Annotated in this window: 17 protein-coding genes; 2 read left to right on the top strand and 15 right to left on the bottom strand. The window is 52.5% G+C overall.

The window, feature by feature from the left end; all coding sequences use genetic code 11:
• Window positions 1-44: 44 nt before the first annotated feature.
• The 9 genes from BAQU_RS02615 to rpmB all read right to left on the bottom strand — a co-directional run bounded on the left by BAQU_RS02615 (window position 45) and on the right by rpmB (window position 4,094).
• Window positions 45-722, bottom strand: coding sequence for an ABC transporter permease (locus BAQU_RS02615; protein WP_094692496.1), 678 nt, complete (start codon window positions 720-722; stop codon window positions 45-47).
• Window positions 719-1,378 carry an ABC transporter permease gene (locus BAQU_RS02610; protein ID WP_094692692.1) on the bottom strand — a complete coding sequence of 220 codons (660 nt, stop codon included), beginning with the start codon at window positions 1,376-1,378 and terminating at the stop codon, window positions 719-721. Before BAQU_RS02610 ends, BAQU_RS02615 begins: the two co-directional genes overlap by 4 nt.
• A complete protein-coding gene (locus BAQU_RS02605) occupies window positions 1,375-2,133 on the bottom strand; it encodes an ABC transporter ATP-binding protein (protein ID WP_094692495.1) in 759 nt (252 codons plus the stop codon). The genes BAQU_RS02610 and BAQU_RS02605 overlap by 4 nt, the downstream gene beginning before the upstream one ends.
• Window positions 2,134-2,590: 457 nt before the next feature.
• Window positions 2,591-2,758 (bottom strand): 50S ribosomal protein L32, encoded by a 168-nt coding sequence (gene rpmF, locus BAQU_RS02600; RefSeq protein WP_094692494.1) that lies wholly within the window; start codon window positions 2,756-2,758, stop codon window positions 2,591-2,593.
• Window positions 2,758-2,880 carry a type B 50S ribosomal protein L36 gene (ykgO, locus tag BAQU_RS02595; RefSeq protein ID WP_094692493.1) on the bottom strand — a complete coding sequence of 41 codons (123 nt, stop codon included), beginning with the start codon at window positions 2,878-2,880 and terminating at the stop codon, window positions 2,758-2,760. Before ykgO ends, rpmF begins: the two co-directional genes overlap by 1 nt.
• A gap of 74 nt (window positions 2,881-2,954) precedes the next feature.
• Complete coding sequence (locus tag BAQU_RS02590) at window positions 2,955-3,218, bottom strand: type B 50S ribosomal protein L31 (protein WP_094692492.1); 264 nt, start codon at window positions 3,216-3,218, stop codon at window positions 2,955-2,957.
• A 107-nt stretch (window positions 3,219-3,325) separates the two neighbouring features.
• Window positions 3,326-3,631, bottom strand: coding sequence for a 30S ribosomal protein S14 (gene rpsN / locus BAQU_RS02585; RefSeq protein WP_094692491.1), 306 nt, complete (start codon window positions 3,629-3,631; stop codon window positions 3,326-3,328).
• Window positions 3,632-3,649: 18 nt separating this feature from the next.
• A complete protein-coding gene (rpmG, locus tag BAQU_RS02580; RefSeq protein WP_094692490.1) occupies window positions 3,650-3,820 on the bottom strand; it encodes a 50S ribosomal protein L33 in 171 nt (56 codons plus the stop codon).
• Between the two features lie 34 nt (window positions 3,821-3,854).
• Window positions 3,855-4,094, bottom strand: a complete 240-nt coding sequence (gene rpmB, locus BAQU_RS02575; protein ID WP_094692489.1) for a 50S ribosomal protein L28 — start codon at window positions 4,092-4,094, stop codon at window positions 3,855-3,857.
• A gap of 181 nt (window positions 4,095-4,275) precedes the next feature.
• On the opposite strand from rpmB, the gene BAQU_RS02570 reads away from it, so the two are divergent.
• Window positions 4,276-5,193: a VIT1/CCC1 transporter family protein gene (locus BAQU_RS02570; RefSeq protein WP_094692488.1), complete on the top strand. Its 918-nt coding sequence runs from the start codon at window positions 4,276-4,278 to the stop codon at window positions 5,191-5,193.
• Between the two features lie 79 nt (window positions 5,194-5,272).
• On the opposite strand, the gene BAQU_RS02565 is transcribed toward BAQU_RS02570, so the two are convergent.
• The 4 genes from BAQU_RS02565 to BAQU_RS02550 all read right to left on the bottom strand — a co-directional run bounded on the left by BAQU_RS02565 (window position 5,273) and on the right by BAQU_RS02550 (window position 10,662).
• Window positions 5,273-6,574 carry a hypothetical protein gene (locus BAQU_RS02565; RefSeq protein WP_094692487.1) on the bottom strand — a complete coding sequence of 434 codons (1,302 nt, stop codon included), beginning with the start codon at window positions 6,572-6,574 and terminating at the stop codon, window positions 5,273-5,275.
• A gap of 255 nt (window positions 6,575-6,829) precedes the next feature.
• The gene (locus tag BAQU_RS02560) at window positions 6,830-8,026 is read right to left on the bottom strand and encodes a hydroxymethylglutaryl-CoA synthase (protein ID WP_211277092.1); all 1,197 of its coding nucleotides are present in this window, start codon (window positions 8,024-8,026) and stop codon (window positions 6,830-6,832) included.
• A gap of 90 nt (window positions 8,027-8,116) precedes the next feature.
• Entirely contained in the window at window positions 8,117-9,475 is a 1,359-nt protein-coding gene (locus BAQU_RS02555) for a hypothetical protein (RefSeq protein WP_094692486.1), read from the bottom strand.
• Window positions 9,472-10,662, bottom strand: coding sequence for a thiolase family protein (locus BAQU_RS02550; RefSeq protein WP_094692485.1), 1,191 nt, complete (start codon window positions 10,660-10,662; stop codon window positions 9,472-9,474). The genes BAQU_RS02555 and BAQU_RS02550 overlap by 4 nt, the downstream gene beginning before the upstream one ends.
• Window positions 10,663-10,913: 251 nt before the next feature.
• Here BAQU_RS02550 and BAQU_RS02545 point away from each other — a divergent pair, with 251 nt between their 5' ends.
• A complete protein-coding gene (locus BAQU_RS02545) occupies window positions 10,914-12,395 on the top strand; it encodes a polysaccharide deacetylase family protein (RefSeq protein ID WP_158215616.1) in 1,482 nt (493 codons plus the stop codon).
• A gap of 139 nt (window positions 12,396-12,534) precedes the next feature.
• On the opposite strand, the gene BAQU_RS10260 is transcribed toward BAQU_RS02545, so the two are convergent.
• The gene (locus BAQU_RS10260) at window positions 12,535-12,792 is read right to left on the bottom strand and encodes a hypothetical protein (protein WP_143241953.1); all 258 of its coding nucleotides are present in this window, start codon (window positions 12,790-12,792) and stop codon (window positions 12,535-12,537) included.
• A 559-nt stretch (window positions 12,793-13,351) separates the two neighbouring features.
• A complete protein-coding gene (locus BAQU_RS02540) occupies window positions 13,352-13,609 on the bottom strand; it encodes a GlsB/YeaQ/YmgE family stress response membrane protein (protein WP_094692688.1) in 258 nt (85 codons plus the stop codon).
• Between the last annotated feature and the right edge of the window lie 141 nt (window positions 13,610-13,750).

Below are 13,750 nucleotides of genomic sequence, written 5' to 3'. Positions count from 1 at the left end.
TCCCCTTCTTGTTGCATTGCTCTGTGTATAGATTTACGTATCGCTTAGGATTGAGTTGTCAGCTGCGAATATCGCGAATGTCTCTCAATCGTGTTCTGCACGATCAACATGAGTACATCGACTGCGATGGAAAGTCCAATGACAAGGAATGATGCCCCAAGCATCTGCGAGTAATCACGAATGGCCAGCCCATCGATCAAGAAGCGTCCCAATCCCCCAACCGGCAAGAATGCTGCAACCGTCCATGTGGCAATGATCTGCGTGAATGCCGAGCGAATGCCTCCAAGAATTGCAGGGAATGCGGTCGGCAGCTCGACATTCCACAGAATCTGCCATTCACTGAAACCTATCGCCCTCATCGCATGGGTGGTGGTCTGACTCACATTGGCTATGCCTGAATATGTGGCAGCCAGTACCGGTGGAATTGCAAACATCACCATTACGATCATGGGAGCCGATATTCCCAGTCCAAATATCAGGGCGAGCGCGCTGAGCATTCCCAGCGTTGGCAGTGCACGCAACGCATTGATCACAGGAATCACAAAGAGAGCCCTGCCGAAGTGTCCGATATAGCAAGCAAGAGGAATGGCAATCACGCAGGTGATGGCAAGTGTCGCCAAGGAATATTGCATGTGCTGAACAAGGCGGACGCTGATTCCCCCTGTTCCTTCCCAATTGGATGCATCGCCGAGCCAGAGCAATGTCTGCGAAAATACGTTCATGCCGCTGACCTTTCCCGTGTAACCCTGCGATGATTCCACGGCATAAGCACTCGACCACAGATGGCCAGAATCTGATCGAACAGCAAGGCAATCAATGCCGTAGCGGCAATGCCAACCCAGATTTCCAATGGAAAATCTCTCTGATACCCCTCAAGGAAGAAGAATCCCAGAGAGTTCACACCGATGAGGGATCCCACCGTGACGAGGCTGATCGTGCTCACGGAAACCACTCGAATACCTGCAAGAAGCTGAGAGCCGGCCAAGGGGAGCTCAACTTGGAAGAACTTCTTCCATGCTCCGAATCCCATGGCATCAGCGGCATGTATCACGCTCGGATCTATGGAAAGAAATGCATGCGAAGCCGAGGTGAGCATGATGGCAATCGCATATATGGTCAGTGCAACTTCGATGTTCACCGGGTTCAATATCTTCGTCCTCAGCAGCGCGGGCAGGAATATCAGCAGCGGCAAAGAAGGAATCGCATACAGCACGCTGGATGCCACGTATATGCTGCTTCGAGTCAGTCTGAATCCATTCGCCAATCTTGCCAATGGCACGGCAACAAGCGTACCCAGAAGTATCGGAAATACGCTTAATAGCATGTGTTGCAGCGCATAATGCAGTATCTGCGCGCAATTGAGGATCAGCCAGTTCATTGCAGCTCGCTCCTCAAGCATCCTGCATTGATGAATGAAGCGACGAACGAATCTGCCGGATGATCGATCAATTCCCTTGCTGTGCCAACCTGTGCAAGCGTGCCACCCGGACGCAGCAGTGCAACCTTGTCTCCCAGATAGAAGGCCTCATCGATATCGTGGGTGACAAACACGATGGTCTTGCCAATTTCCGATTGAAGTCTGAGCAATTCATCCTGAAGGTTTCTTCTGACAATTGGATCCACGGCTGCAAAGGGTTCATCCATCAGGAGTATTTCTGGATTTGCAGCAAGCGCCCTGGCAACACCGACCCTTTGCTGCTGGCCGCCCGAAAGTTCGGATGGATAGCGGTTCTGTATGCTTTTCTCAAGTCCAACCTCATCAAGAAGCTCCAAGGCATGAACTCTCGCATCCTTGCGTCTCGTTCCTTGAAGCACCGGCACTGTGGCGATGTTGTCAAGAACGGTTTTATTTGGCAGGAGTCCGCCATTCTGCAGGACATATCCTATCGAACGACGCAACGTGACGGGATTCATCCCCTGATTGTCCTGCCCTTGAATCAGGACCGTACCCGAATTGGGAGTAACCATACGGTTGACCATCTGCAACAGGGTGGTCTTGCCGGAACCTGAAGATCCCACCAGCGCGAGCGTCCTATGCTCGTCGGCAGTCACAGAGACGTTGTTTACTGCGACAGTTCCGTCATTGTATGTTTTCGAAACCGATTTCCACGCAATCCCCAAACCATGCTCCATTCAGCCCCCATGCAATCATCATTGCCATATTGCCCTGGCGTGTCCCTGTACGTTACCCGGCACGTTTGCTCCAGATCCGTCCAAAGTCCCCACAGCTTTTCCATTCATGCCCATGCCGTTGGCCTTAAGCGCTGGCACTGATCAGATACGACTGTCAGGCACATTCGCGCCTATGAATCAGGCAGCCCGTATAGCAAACCGAATTCCAACCTACCATCTTCATTGATCAATTCAGCTTAGGAACACATCGATTGAGACAGTTGAAGAATTACAGTATTGGTATCCTTGCAACTGACTTACGCCCGGTCTGGTCAATGGCACAGCAACGTCTGAACTGCTGCAAACGACTTCACTACAACGAAAAAGAGCAGTAATGGCCTTTATCATGGGCCATTGCTGCTCTGAATCATCTGAGGTGCTGCACATAGTGCACGGTCGGCATGTGGCCGGCGGCGACTTACAGTGTGAAGTATCCTTTGCGCACCGCCGCCGCGAGATGCTGCGGCACCTGCACATCGCGACCATCAGGTGTTCGCACTGTCAGGAGTTGCGCGCTCTGCGCCTTCCATTGGGCTCGACGAGCATGCGTGTTCGCTCGCGAAGTCTTGTATTTTGGTAATGCCATCAGCCTTGCCTTGCCTTGAACTTCGGATTCTTCTTGTTGATCACATACACGTGTCCACGTCGGCGCACGACCGTTGAACCCGGTCTGCGCGCGAGCGATCGGATGGACGATTTCACTTTCATGATGATCTCCCGCCTTTCCCAGTAATTCCTGCCCTTGCTTGCTCTCTGGATATCGTCAACAGTTGTGCCGATCTCTACTTCGAAGCGCGTTGATAGCGCTTGTTGAACTTCTGCACCTGACCAGCGGTGTCAAGCACCACATTCTTGCCTGTATAGAAGGGATGGCTGCTCGACGAGACATCTACATTGACAACCGGATACTCCCTGCCGTCTTCCCACTTCATGACTGGCAGTGAACTGGCTTTTGCAGCGAGCGTCGAGCGCGTCAACATCATCGTGTTGGCGGAACGGTCATGGAAGATCACATAGCCGTATGTTGGATGAATGCCTTGTTTCATACTTCCTCTTTTCACAATATTTAGGGTGATTCAGTGCAACTGGACGCATCGCAGAGACGAGTCCTTCGCCTTTTGCAACGGGAATCGCCTCTACGGTTTCTTGTTCATCACCAACTCGATTTGGTGACTCCTGGCAACTCTCCACGGTGTGCGAGATCACGCATCGTGATGCGAGACAAGCCAAATTTGCGCAGATAGCCGCGCGAACGTCCATCGGTCGAATCGCGATTTCGCAACCGTGTTGGGCTTGCATTACGCGGCAGCGCATGCAACTTACTCATCGCAGCATCGCGCTCCTCTTGGCTCAGGTGGGGATCTACGCTGTCGTTCTTGTATTGCCGTCGACGTTGAGCAAAGCGTTCGACAATGCTCTCACGCTGACGCTGCTTCATTATTTTGCTGGTTTTTGCCATATTTGCTTTCTTTTCAGCTCAGCGAGTTTCGCGAAACATAACTCTGCGATGGAGCACGGGATCGAATTTCAGCAGTTCAAGTCTGTCTGGAGTATTCCGACGATTTTTTCGCGTTGTATATGTCGAACCGGTTCCCTCGGTGGATTTCAACGTGATGATTGGACGGTTCACATGTGATTGAGACGCCATGGGCATCCTTTCCTCTCTGCCGTATGCAGCTCACTCAGATGCTGAGATCACCACGAGCGCGCAACTGGGCAACGACGGTTTCAATTCCTCTTCTATCGATGGTCTTGATTCCTCTGGCACTCACCTCAAGTGCTATGAATCTGTTCAGCGAAGGCACCCAATAGCGCTTGCGCTGCAGATTCGGTTGGAAGCGTCGACGCGTTCTCCGGTGCGAATGGGACACGGAGTTGCCGAAACTGACGTGTATTCCTAATACTTGACATGTTTTAGCCATGTCTGACACTATAACTAATGATAATCATTCTCGCAAGTAGTGAATTTGGCGGGTCGCATAATTGACCGTTTTTCGAACTCACCTCGATACTTCACCTCGATACTTCACACAGTCAACAGAATTGCTCTTCTAGGATTGGTACGGACGGTTTCACTGTTCACCGGGGGAATGGGAGAATCCAATGGAAAATAATGCTGACGCGCAGCCACACATCAATCCAGTTACAGATCACGATTCCCACAGAACCCAAGTCAATGTTCCATATGACCCGGCCACCAAGCATTCACACAACGACCGCTACGTGGACGAGTCTCGCACGAGAATCCCATCGATTGCACAGGGCGGATGGCTTGGCATCGAACAGACTCCTGCATCTCGCGATGAGATTACGCCTCATGCAGGCGAAATCCACAATAAAGCCAACGAATCCTCAAAAGCGCTCAACAGCCTTCGCGCTGCAGTCCTGGGAGCCAACGATGGCATCGTTTCTGTCGCTGGCACCATTTTGGGTGTTGCTGGAGCCGACAACAATCCTCATGTATTGCTGATCGCCGGCGTTGCCGCCATCTCCGCTGGAGCATTTTCCATGGCCGGAGGCGAATATGTCTCCGTCAGCGCACAACGCGATACGGAAAAAAGTATCCTCGACAAGGAACGTTGGGAACTGATCAACCTTCCCGTCGAGGAACTGGACGAACTGACACAGATCTATGAAACCAAAGGCATGACCCGTCCCACGGCATACAAGGCAGCATATGAGGCCATGCACCATGATGCACTACGCGCTCACGCACTCGAAGAGCTCAATATCGATCCGGACGAACTCACCAATCCTTGGCAGGCGGCCATTTCTTCCTTCTTTGCCTTCGTAAGCGGCGGATTGCTTCCATTGTTGATTTCTCAAATCCCTGCATCGTTCCTCGCCCGTGTAAGCTTCATCGTGCTCGCCGTGGCATTCGCCCTGCTGCTGACAGGTTTCATCTCGGCACAGATAGTCGGGACGAGAAAGCATAAAGCCATCATTCGCAATGTTGTCATGGGGCTGTCGACCATGCTCTTTGCCTGGGTCATTGGCAAGATCTTCGGAGTCACCGTATAGCTGTTTCGCCGATCGCCATAGCGGCGCTGCAGTCACATTGAGATTGAATGACATGGCTCAAACAACACTTCTCAGTCGATCAGTCCATAGAGGCCCAACGTGTAAAGGTGTCGGTCTGCTCCATCCAACTCATCAGTGGACGTTGCATCTCTTCGCGCGTTACCGGCAGACTCCCAAAACGGCTGATCCACGCACGCGCCTCGTCACTCTGATTGCCTTGCACCAGACGAGCGACGACTAGAATCTCTGTCTCAAACCGTGCTTCATCAACCACCCCGCGATCGACGGTCTCAATGATCGAGCCGTCCGGATCACCCTCCCATATGAAAGCTGAAAATGGCTTGTTAGGCACCGCAAAATGGCCATGAATATGCATTGACACGCTCTTGTCGGCCAGCAAGTCCGACAACCGGCTCGGATGCAGTGGTGCATGGGAACGAATGCTCAGACCAATCACATCCTGGCCAAGCGATGCCCATGTAATATCGCCGGTTACAGACTCATCTGGCTGATTTTCTTCACTGTCTGCGTTCTCAGGGCACCTGCCGCCGGGAACACCAGCGTGCATGACGTTGGGCATGACGTTGGGCATGACGTTGGGCATGACGTTGGGCATGACGCTGGGAACACCACAACGAACGTGGCAGTTTTCCGAAGCCAAAGCTTCAACAAGCTTGCACAATTCCTCGTCTCTCTGTTCGCAATCCATACTGGGAAGCAGCAGCACATCGTTTGCGTCAGCAATCACACCCGCAAGAGCTCCCCCGATGCAACGCTCATCGACATCGTCTTCGTAGCTGCTGCTCATCAGACTCGGATCGCTCCCATCGCTATCATCATCCTGATGGAATGGCGCATCATCGAAGAGACAATCCTTCAGGGTTGCCGAATCGAGGACTGCAACAATGGATTCAAACTGAAAACGTGCTTTCTGCGGTTGGAACGCCTCCTGCACGAGCTCCATTTCCTTCAGATATTCAGCGGTGGGAGCCGCCTGCAGCCCTTTGGGCAGTATGACGATGATGCGAGGTGCGATACCCTCACCAGATTCACGGGAAAGCCAGGAATAGAGGTCGTGCTTGATCGTGCAGCTCAGGCAGCAATCGTCCAATGGCACTGTGTCGGTATGCAGGTTGGTGGCGAAGAGCATGTCCGACGGTGTGCCGATCCTTCTGTGCACAACCAGACCGCAATGTTCATCACATCGTGCCGTATAGGAGATGATCAACGTTTCGGCTACAGTTGCCGCTTCCGCTACATTGTTGTCATTGCCGTGTTCATGCTCAGTAACATCATCGTGCCGCTGCGGGCATTCGAGCGCGCACATCCCCATGAGCTGAGTTGAATATTGTATACCAGTGCAAAGCAACACCTTGGGCATATCGAGTTCCCTACCGTCCTACATATGTCAAACTATTGATAACGATTCTCAATCTTTATAATTGCATGCTCCCTGTCTGGTTGTCAAATTGTTTGCGTAATCATACAGCCGAGCTTCGTGAGGATTCGAGTTTTGTGGCCTTTTGTCAGTATAAACCGGAAAAATTGGCTTTATATCAACGTCATTGCAGCGAAATACAGGGTTAATGGCTCAAAAAGGCAACAAAACTCGTAAATCTCGCTTCGTTACGACTCATTAAGCTCGTGAATATTGACGTATGTCATGCTTCACGCCCGCATAATAGAAACCAGACTCAGGTTTTTCGGTTTGGACATCTTCGCTTGCATAATATTCATCAAAAAGTTGCTCATATTCCTGAACAGTCAGGCGCTTGCGTGCATTCAGCATTCTTGCATGGCTTTCTGCACGGAGACCACGGCGATAACCCGGTTGAATCCGGCCCGTGAAAAACTTGCACATCGCGCCGGAACCATAGCTGAACAGGGCTATTCGTGTTCCAGCAAGACTGCCGTCACCACTGCCAGCTTGATCCAGATCCGCGTGCTCAAGCCAACTGAGCAAACTCAAATACAGCGAACCGGTATACAGATTTCCCACATCACGGGAATATCTGGCACTCATCTCAAAATTGTGCTCAAGCCGCTTGCGATCATCGACATCCGCATCTTCAAGAGCTACACGTAGCGCTTTCATACCCATCTTCGTAAATGGCAGGTGGAAGAGAAGCGCGCCAAAATCATCCAAGCCCAAAGCTGTCTTGTCACGATACTCATCGAACACATGTCGGAAGAAATCGAGATACACCTGCGTTGAATACTTGCCATCGACCAAAGCTTCGGTATGCCCATTCGGGCGCCAGAAATCGTTGATATCATCGCTGTAGTCCTCAGCATCATCGTTGAGCACAAGAATATCGGGATCAGCGCTCACCAGCATCGCAATCGCACCCGCACCCTGGGTCACCTCGCCCGCGGTTCCCAGTCCATACCGCGCAACATCGCTGGCAACAACGAGCACCGTTCGATCTGGATGAGCGGCAACGTAATGGTATGCAACAAAGAGCCCTGCCGTGGCGCCAAAGCAGGCTTCCTTGATTTCAAAGCTTTCGATGCGGTTCGCAAGATTCAACAAGTGCTTGATGAACAACGAGCTCGACTTCGACTGATCGATACCGCTCTCGGTTCCCACAATCAGCAGACCAAGACGATCAATGTCAATATCAGGAAGAATCTCCGCAATCGCGTTCGCTCCCATACTCACGATGTCATCGCAGTGTCGCGGCACGCTCATGCGAGATTGCCCGATGCCGCGCGTGAATTTTGCCGGTTCAACGTGTCGTGCACGAGCAAGATCCTCTACATCGAGATACTGCTCTGGCACAAACATGCCCATGCGGTCGATGCCAATATGCACCTCTGTATTGCTGCTCATTCACGTACCTCTCTCTTCATGTCAACTCTGGCCTATCGAACTCTGCCCATTCGCTGCCAATCGCAGCACAGGCGCAACGTTCAGAACTGGTCATTGCGCATCTGGCGCATCCCTTAATCGCTTCAATTCGTCAGCCGCCCAGCTTTGCGAATAGTCCGATCGAGCTACCATGCGAGCAGTCAACTGTGCGATCTCTTCATCGTTCGCACCAACGGCAACGGCCGTCTGCACCGCCTGAAGCCGCATATGGCCATGTTGTATTCCCTCGCCCGCCAAGGCGTGCAAGGCTGCAAGATTGTTGGCAAGACCCACGGATGCAACAAGTTCGCTGAGTCTTCTGACATCCGGCTTGCGCATCAGTTCCATATTGCGCCGAATTGCAGGTCTGGAGGCAATCGCCCCACCGACAGCGCCTATCGGCAAAGCTAGCGTCATCGTGCCGACGAGCTCCTGTGAGTCTTCATTGGCACGCCAATGTGAGAGCGGCAGATACTGCCCAGACAGCGCGGCGAGCTGATGACAAGCCGCCTCGACCGCGCGCGTATCGTTGCCACAGGCCGCAATGACCGCATCAACGCCATTCATGATGCCTTTATTGTTTGTGACTGCCCTATACGCATTATGCTCGGCAAAATGTGCTATTCGATCGATATTTCTGGCGATGGATCTGCCCGCCGACTCCGTCTTCGCCAACTGCGCGAACGGTATACGCGATTCCACATCGACCAGCTGACTCGGGTAGTTGCTGACGATCGCCATGATGGCATTGAGTCCAGGCAACACCCGCTCGATCTCCTGTACCAAGCACTCGAGGATCGAATTGACGATGTTGGCTCCCATAGCCTGAGCAGTGTTGACCTTGATGAGCATATCGCAACTCATGCCATGCTCGTGCGTCTCAATGCTCACCAATCCACCACCACGCTTCGAAAGATTATCAAATCGTTGGGTAACCAACCGAATGAGGTCGGGAATGACATCATTGAGTTGTTGCCAGTTGAAATCGGAAGGCTTCATTCCAGTCCTCGGAGCATCCAGAAGGATCTGGCCATATATGCCGTCGCGATGGCTCGTTGCGATGAACCCTGATACGGCCATCTTCGCTCCATGATTGGCAGCGGCAACTACAGACGGCTCTTCAGTCGTCATTGGAACCGTGCATCGTTCACCATTTACCTCGATGCTCTCAACAATCCCAATGGGTGAAACAAGCTCCCCAATCACGTTCTCTGACATCCGGCTCGTGGAATCGTCGACCACACTGGCAAGATATGCGTCTGCGGCATCCCGCGAAAGCACATCGTTCGAGACCAAATGGCTCAGCCGCTCTTCGATGCTCATCTGATACAGCTTCTTCGGCATGTTCTGGGGCGTTTCACGTCTTGCCGCCTGTACTGCGGCGTGAGCCACAGAGTGAACTGCAGCATGTGCTCCTGATTGAGATGTCATAGCGTCCGATCCTCCCGAAAGACCTCCATCGCAATGCCCTGACCTCCACCGATACACAGAGCTGCAATACCCCTGTGCAGGTCATGCGACTTGAGATTATTGAGCAGTGCGATGACCAGACGCGCTCCGCTTGCCCCCAGGGGATGACCCAGAGCGAGTGATCCACCATTGATATTGAGCCGATCATCGGGTATATGAAGTGAATCGCGAACCGCTATCACCTGAGCTGCGAAGGCCTCCGTGATTTCATAGAGATCGTAATCCTCCATCCTGCTTCTCGACCGCTTCAGCAGATTCGCAATGGCGATCGAAGGCGCATATCCCATATACGCCGGATCGTAGCCAACCTCTGCATAGCTGCCGAGGTATCCTAAAGGCTTCAATCCCAATGAAGCGGCCTTGCTCTCGGTGGCGATGATGAGCATAGCGGCACCATCGCTCAACGGTGCCGCATTGCCTGCGGTGACACTGCCATACTCGCGATACACCGGCGTCAATGAGGCGAGTTTCAACAACGATGTATCTGGTCGAATCGTTTCATCGTGACTCAAGCCTTCCATGGGAATGATTTCATCATCAAAATGATGCTGCGACACCGCGCGCATTGCCTTGCGATGCGACGCATAGGCGAATTCATCCTGTGCTTCACGTGAAACCGAATAGGCATCAGCAATATGTTCAGCGGTAAGCCCCATGATCGATCCTGAGAAGCTATCGATCAGTCCATCCTTGAAAATTGCCTTGACCGGCTGCGTAAGCATCGCAGAACTGCCATGTTCAGGGTCTTCTGCGCAATGGTGAACGTCATAGGGAATAATCATCGGTGCCCGCGTCATGCTTTCGGCACCCCCAACGGCGAGCATCTGTGCATCGCCCGCCATGATGCTCAGCTGCGCCATACGCAGAGCTTTCAGGCTCGATCCACAGACTTCATTGACGGTAACGGCGTGAGACTCGATTGGCATGCCAGCCGAAACGGCAACGGTACGAGCTACGTTTGGTCCGAGCCCTGCCGCAACGGCAACGCCAAGATACAGTCCCTCAACACTGGCTGCGGGTACCTTCGACTGCTTCATGGCGGCAATCAGGGCTTGCCGTGCCAAATCGGCAGCCGACCATTCTTTCAGAGCACCCCGATATTTTCCGAAGGGGGTGCGCACGGCGGCGACAATCACAACTTTGTCCACTAGTGTTCCCAATCCATTTCGTTGCCAGACATTTCAAAGAAACTCTAGCCACAGTGCAGCAGGAATGCATGACTTTCGTGAAACTTCGATGATTTGAACACAAATACGACTCGTGCCGATTGATGCATCAACACGAAGCCATTGCTCTGGTCAGAGGAATGCTGACGTTGACAATTTCGTGTTTTTCACAAACAATTCCGCCCAAGCATACTTCTACAATGATATGCGGTCAGAGATGGGGAGGAACAACTGTGGGAAGACAGAAGAACGAGAGCAATCTCGAACATGCGTCTGAGCACGCACACGATTCAACCGTTGCGCCGGCGCAGGCACAAGCATCCTCACCGGCACAGGCGTCCGCACAGCATCCCCATGCAATGAACCATGCCATAGTAGGTTCCGAACCACCACATCCACCGCTTCCTCAGGGCAAAGGTTCTGCGGACTTGTCACCTCGGCCACATCATCCAGATACTGCTCACGCACAGGAGACGACTGCAACAGCTCCCCTGGCCGTAGATGACATTCCCAATTCCCCCAGAAACCACCGTATCTCCATTGTGCTGACGGTATCGTTGTTATGCGTCATGGCAATTTTCATTTTGAGTGGTACTTGGTATTGGTGGAACAACTATAGACGATTCTCCGTCTCCATCAATGATGAAAGTATGCAGGTCACCGGCAAGCAAAGTTTGGACTCGATTCTGAAAAACCACAATTACTTTGGCACCAAGCCGGGAGCATTGAAATCGTTGACCGGAAAGACGCTCAAGGCCAATGGTGGTGAAGCCATTGTTATAAAACTCAATTCCCACCGTATTTCACCATCCCAGTTCGATTCGACCCATCTTCACAGCAACGACATCGTCACGGTCAGCACCGGTAGCGACGAAACCGAAGGGCACACCGTTGAGAAAAAGACCATCCCCTATTCCGCAACAATGAAGCTTGGCGGTGCGGTACAGTTCGTCGCCCAACAGGGAGAGGATGGCAAGCAGGAGTACTGGGTAGGCAAGGACTCCGGCGAAACGGTGCCGAAGAAAGTCATCGCACAGCCTAAGACACTTCAGATCGATTCCATCAATCCACGGCCTCCGGCAGACAAGAAAGTCATTGCATTGACCTTTGACGATGGACCTAGTCAATACAGCACTCCCATACTTCAGATCTTGAAAAGCAAGGGAGTGAAGGCAACCTTCATGGATATCGGCAACCAATCGACTCAGATGCCTCAGATCGAGCAACAGATGCTAGCCGATGGCAATCAGGTCGTAAGTCACAGCTATTCACACCCTGATCTGACCACACTCAACCGAGATGCCTTGCGAAAGGAGCTGACTTCGGGATTCAATGCGCTCAAGACGGCTTCGAACAGCACCACGCGAATGCTGCGCGCACCATATGGTTCCTTCAACAAGGAAACGTGGATGAATAGCTCGGATATCGTCAGTTCGAATATTTTGTGGACGATAGACACACAGGACTGGAAACAGCCAGGAGAGAATGCAATCAAGAATGAAGTAATGAACAACGCATATTCGGGTGCCATCGTCTTGATGCATGACGGCGGCGGCAATCGAACGCAGGACATCCATGTTCTGCCTGATATCATTGACAGTCTCAAGTCGCAAGGCTATCAATTCGTCACCATGAATGAACTCATCTCCATGGATGGCCGCTTCCCGGATTGGGTGAAGAACAATGTCGTAGCTCCCAAACCCGACGCCCAATGAGGCACCCCATCGCCAGACATTACTCGCTTCTGCCACATCGGCTCCGTTCTGTGGGTTATAGGCATAGAAGTGTGGGTTTATGCCTTCGCTGGTGTGCCGGCGTGTAATTTATTCCAGTCGATGCCATGCCCCTCTCCCGTCACTCCGAGTGAGCCCAGCGAGTCGGTGGTATGGACTCGTCAAAGCTATATGTTCCATCGTCAGAGTCGGCCGTATGAGCGACAACACCATCGTCATCCCGAGCGAGCGGAATGAGCCGCTCAGATAACCGACCTGCTGCTAGCCCAAGGGCCGTCACTCCGAGTGAGCACAGCGAGTCGGTCATATGAGCGACAACACCATTGTCATCCCGAGCGAGCGTAGCGAGTCGAGGGATCTTCGCTGTTGATGCTTGCAAGGGTGAGATCTCTCGACTCGCTCCGCTCGCTCGAGATGACAAGGGACGCGGGGACGGTCGGGGTGACAAGGAAGGTGGATTCGCTCGAGATGACATTCGGTCGGGGTGACAGGGGAAGTGGGGATGATCGGGATGACAAGAGAGGTTGGGATGGCGGGCATCGATATTGGGCCGTTCCTGCTCTCGTGGTTCTGTTGCGATGCATGATGGTGCCGCAATGCGGGTATGGGGTTACGTTCATGCCTCCCAGGTCATGCAGGATTATCAACCAGCACAAACCCCAGTTGGGAGAACGTCTCACGACATGTTTCACACACACACTTTGTGCCGTGCCGTTATACCAGCGTAAAAAATATAAAACAGGAACAACACCCACTCCCACAAGAACCAGAAAACAATTCCCCACACTTCTCCCACAACGGCAACGTGATGCCAGCAGCAAGCGAAAGCCATCAATCCCGCCCATAACGACACATGCCTCGACAACCACTTCAGTGGATGTCGAGGCATCAGCAAACGAAAAGCAACTCGCAGGTATGGATGCCTGCGAGCGCAGGAATCATCTTTTTCCGCTCAAAGCACCATAGATGAAGAGCACGAGGACAGAACCGAGAATTGCGATGATCCATGTCTGCAGACTCCAGAAATTCTCAAGTCCGACGTGGAACACTGCGCTTCCAATCCAGCCACCCACTGCAGCACCAATGATGCCTACAATCAAGGATCCGAGCCAACCACCTGCGGCTCTATCACCGAGAATTGCCTTTGCAATCGCTCCAGCAATCAAACCTAGAACAATCCAACCAAGAAATCCCATGACTTTCCCCTTTCCTTCCATGGTTGCCGCTGTGATGAACGGCACTCTTGAACTCACCTTCGCAGTCCAACCCGGGGCTCTCACTGCAAAACCCACAACGGTTCAGTCACCGTGAGCAATGCTGCGACGGTCACGATAGTA

The sequence above is a fragment of the Bifidobacterium aquikefiri genome, assembly GCF_002259795.1.
In the GTDB taxonomy this organism is placed as follows: domain Bacteria; phylum Actinomycetota; class Actinomycetes; order Actinomycetales; family Bifidobacteriaceae; genus Bombiscardovia; species Bombiscardovia aquikefiri.
The sequence above is the reverse complement of the archived record's forward strand: the minus strand, read 5'-3'. Positions and strand labels throughout refer to the sequence as shown.

Excerpts from the sequence above, each read along its gene's own strand:
- BAQU_RS02605 (WP_094692495.1), bottom strand. The coding sequence starts at position 2,133 with ATGGAGCATGGTTTGGGGATTGCGTGGAAATCGGTTTCGAAAACATAC.
- rpmB (WP_094692489.1), bottom strand. The coding sequence starts at position 4,094 with ATGGCTAAAACATGTCAAGTATTAGGAATACACGTCAGTTTCGGCAAC.
- BAQU_RS02590 (WP_094692492.1), bottom strand. The coding sequence starts at position 3,218 with ATGAAACAAGGCATTCATCCAACATACGGCTATGTGATCTTCCATGAC.
- BAQU_RS02555 (WP_094692486.1), bottom strand. The coding sequence starts at position 9,475 with ATGACATCTCAATCAGGAGCACATGCTGCAGTTCACTCTGTGGCTCAC.
- BAQU_RS02560 (WP_211277092.1), bottom strand. The coding sequence starts at position 8,026 with ATGAGCAGCAATACAGAGGTGCATATTGGCATCGACCGCATGGGCATG.
- rpsN (WP_094692491.1), bottom strand. The coding sequence starts at position 3,631 with ATGGCAAAAACCAGCAAAATAATGAAGCAGCGTCAGCGTGAGAGCATT.
- rpmG (WP_094692490.1), bottom strand. The coding sequence starts at position 3,820 with ATGGCGTCTCAATCACATGTGAACCGTCCAATCATCACGTTGAAATCC.
- ykgO (WP_094692493.1), bottom strand. The coding sequence starts at position 2,880 with ATGAAAGTGAAATCGTCCATCCGATCGCTCGCGCGCAGACCGGGTTCA.
- BAQU_RS02570 (WP_094692488.1), top strand. The coding sequence starts at position 4,276 with ATGGAAAATAATGCTGACGCGCAGCCACACATCAATCCAGTTACAGAT.
- BAQU_RS02615 (WP_094692496.1), bottom strand. The coding sequence starts at position 722 with ATGAACGTATTTTCGCAGACATTGCTCTGGCTCGGCGATGCATCCAAT.
- rpmF (WP_094692494.1), bottom strand. The coding sequence starts at position 2,758 with ATGGCATTACCAAAATACAAGACTTCGCGAGCGAACACGCATGCTCGT.
- BAQU_RS02540 (WP_094692688.1), bottom strand. The coding sequence starts at position 13,609 with ATGGGATTTCTTGGTTGGATTGTTCTAGGTTTGATTGCTGGAGCGATT.
- BAQU_RS02565 (WP_094692487.1), bottom strand. The coding sequence starts at position 6,574 with ATGCCCAAGGTGTTGCTTTGCACTGGTATACAATATTCAACTCAGCTC.
- BAQU_RS02610 (WP_094692692.1), bottom strand. The coding sequence starts at position 1,378 with ATGAACTGGCTGATCCTCAATTGCGCGCAGATACTGCATTATGCGCTG.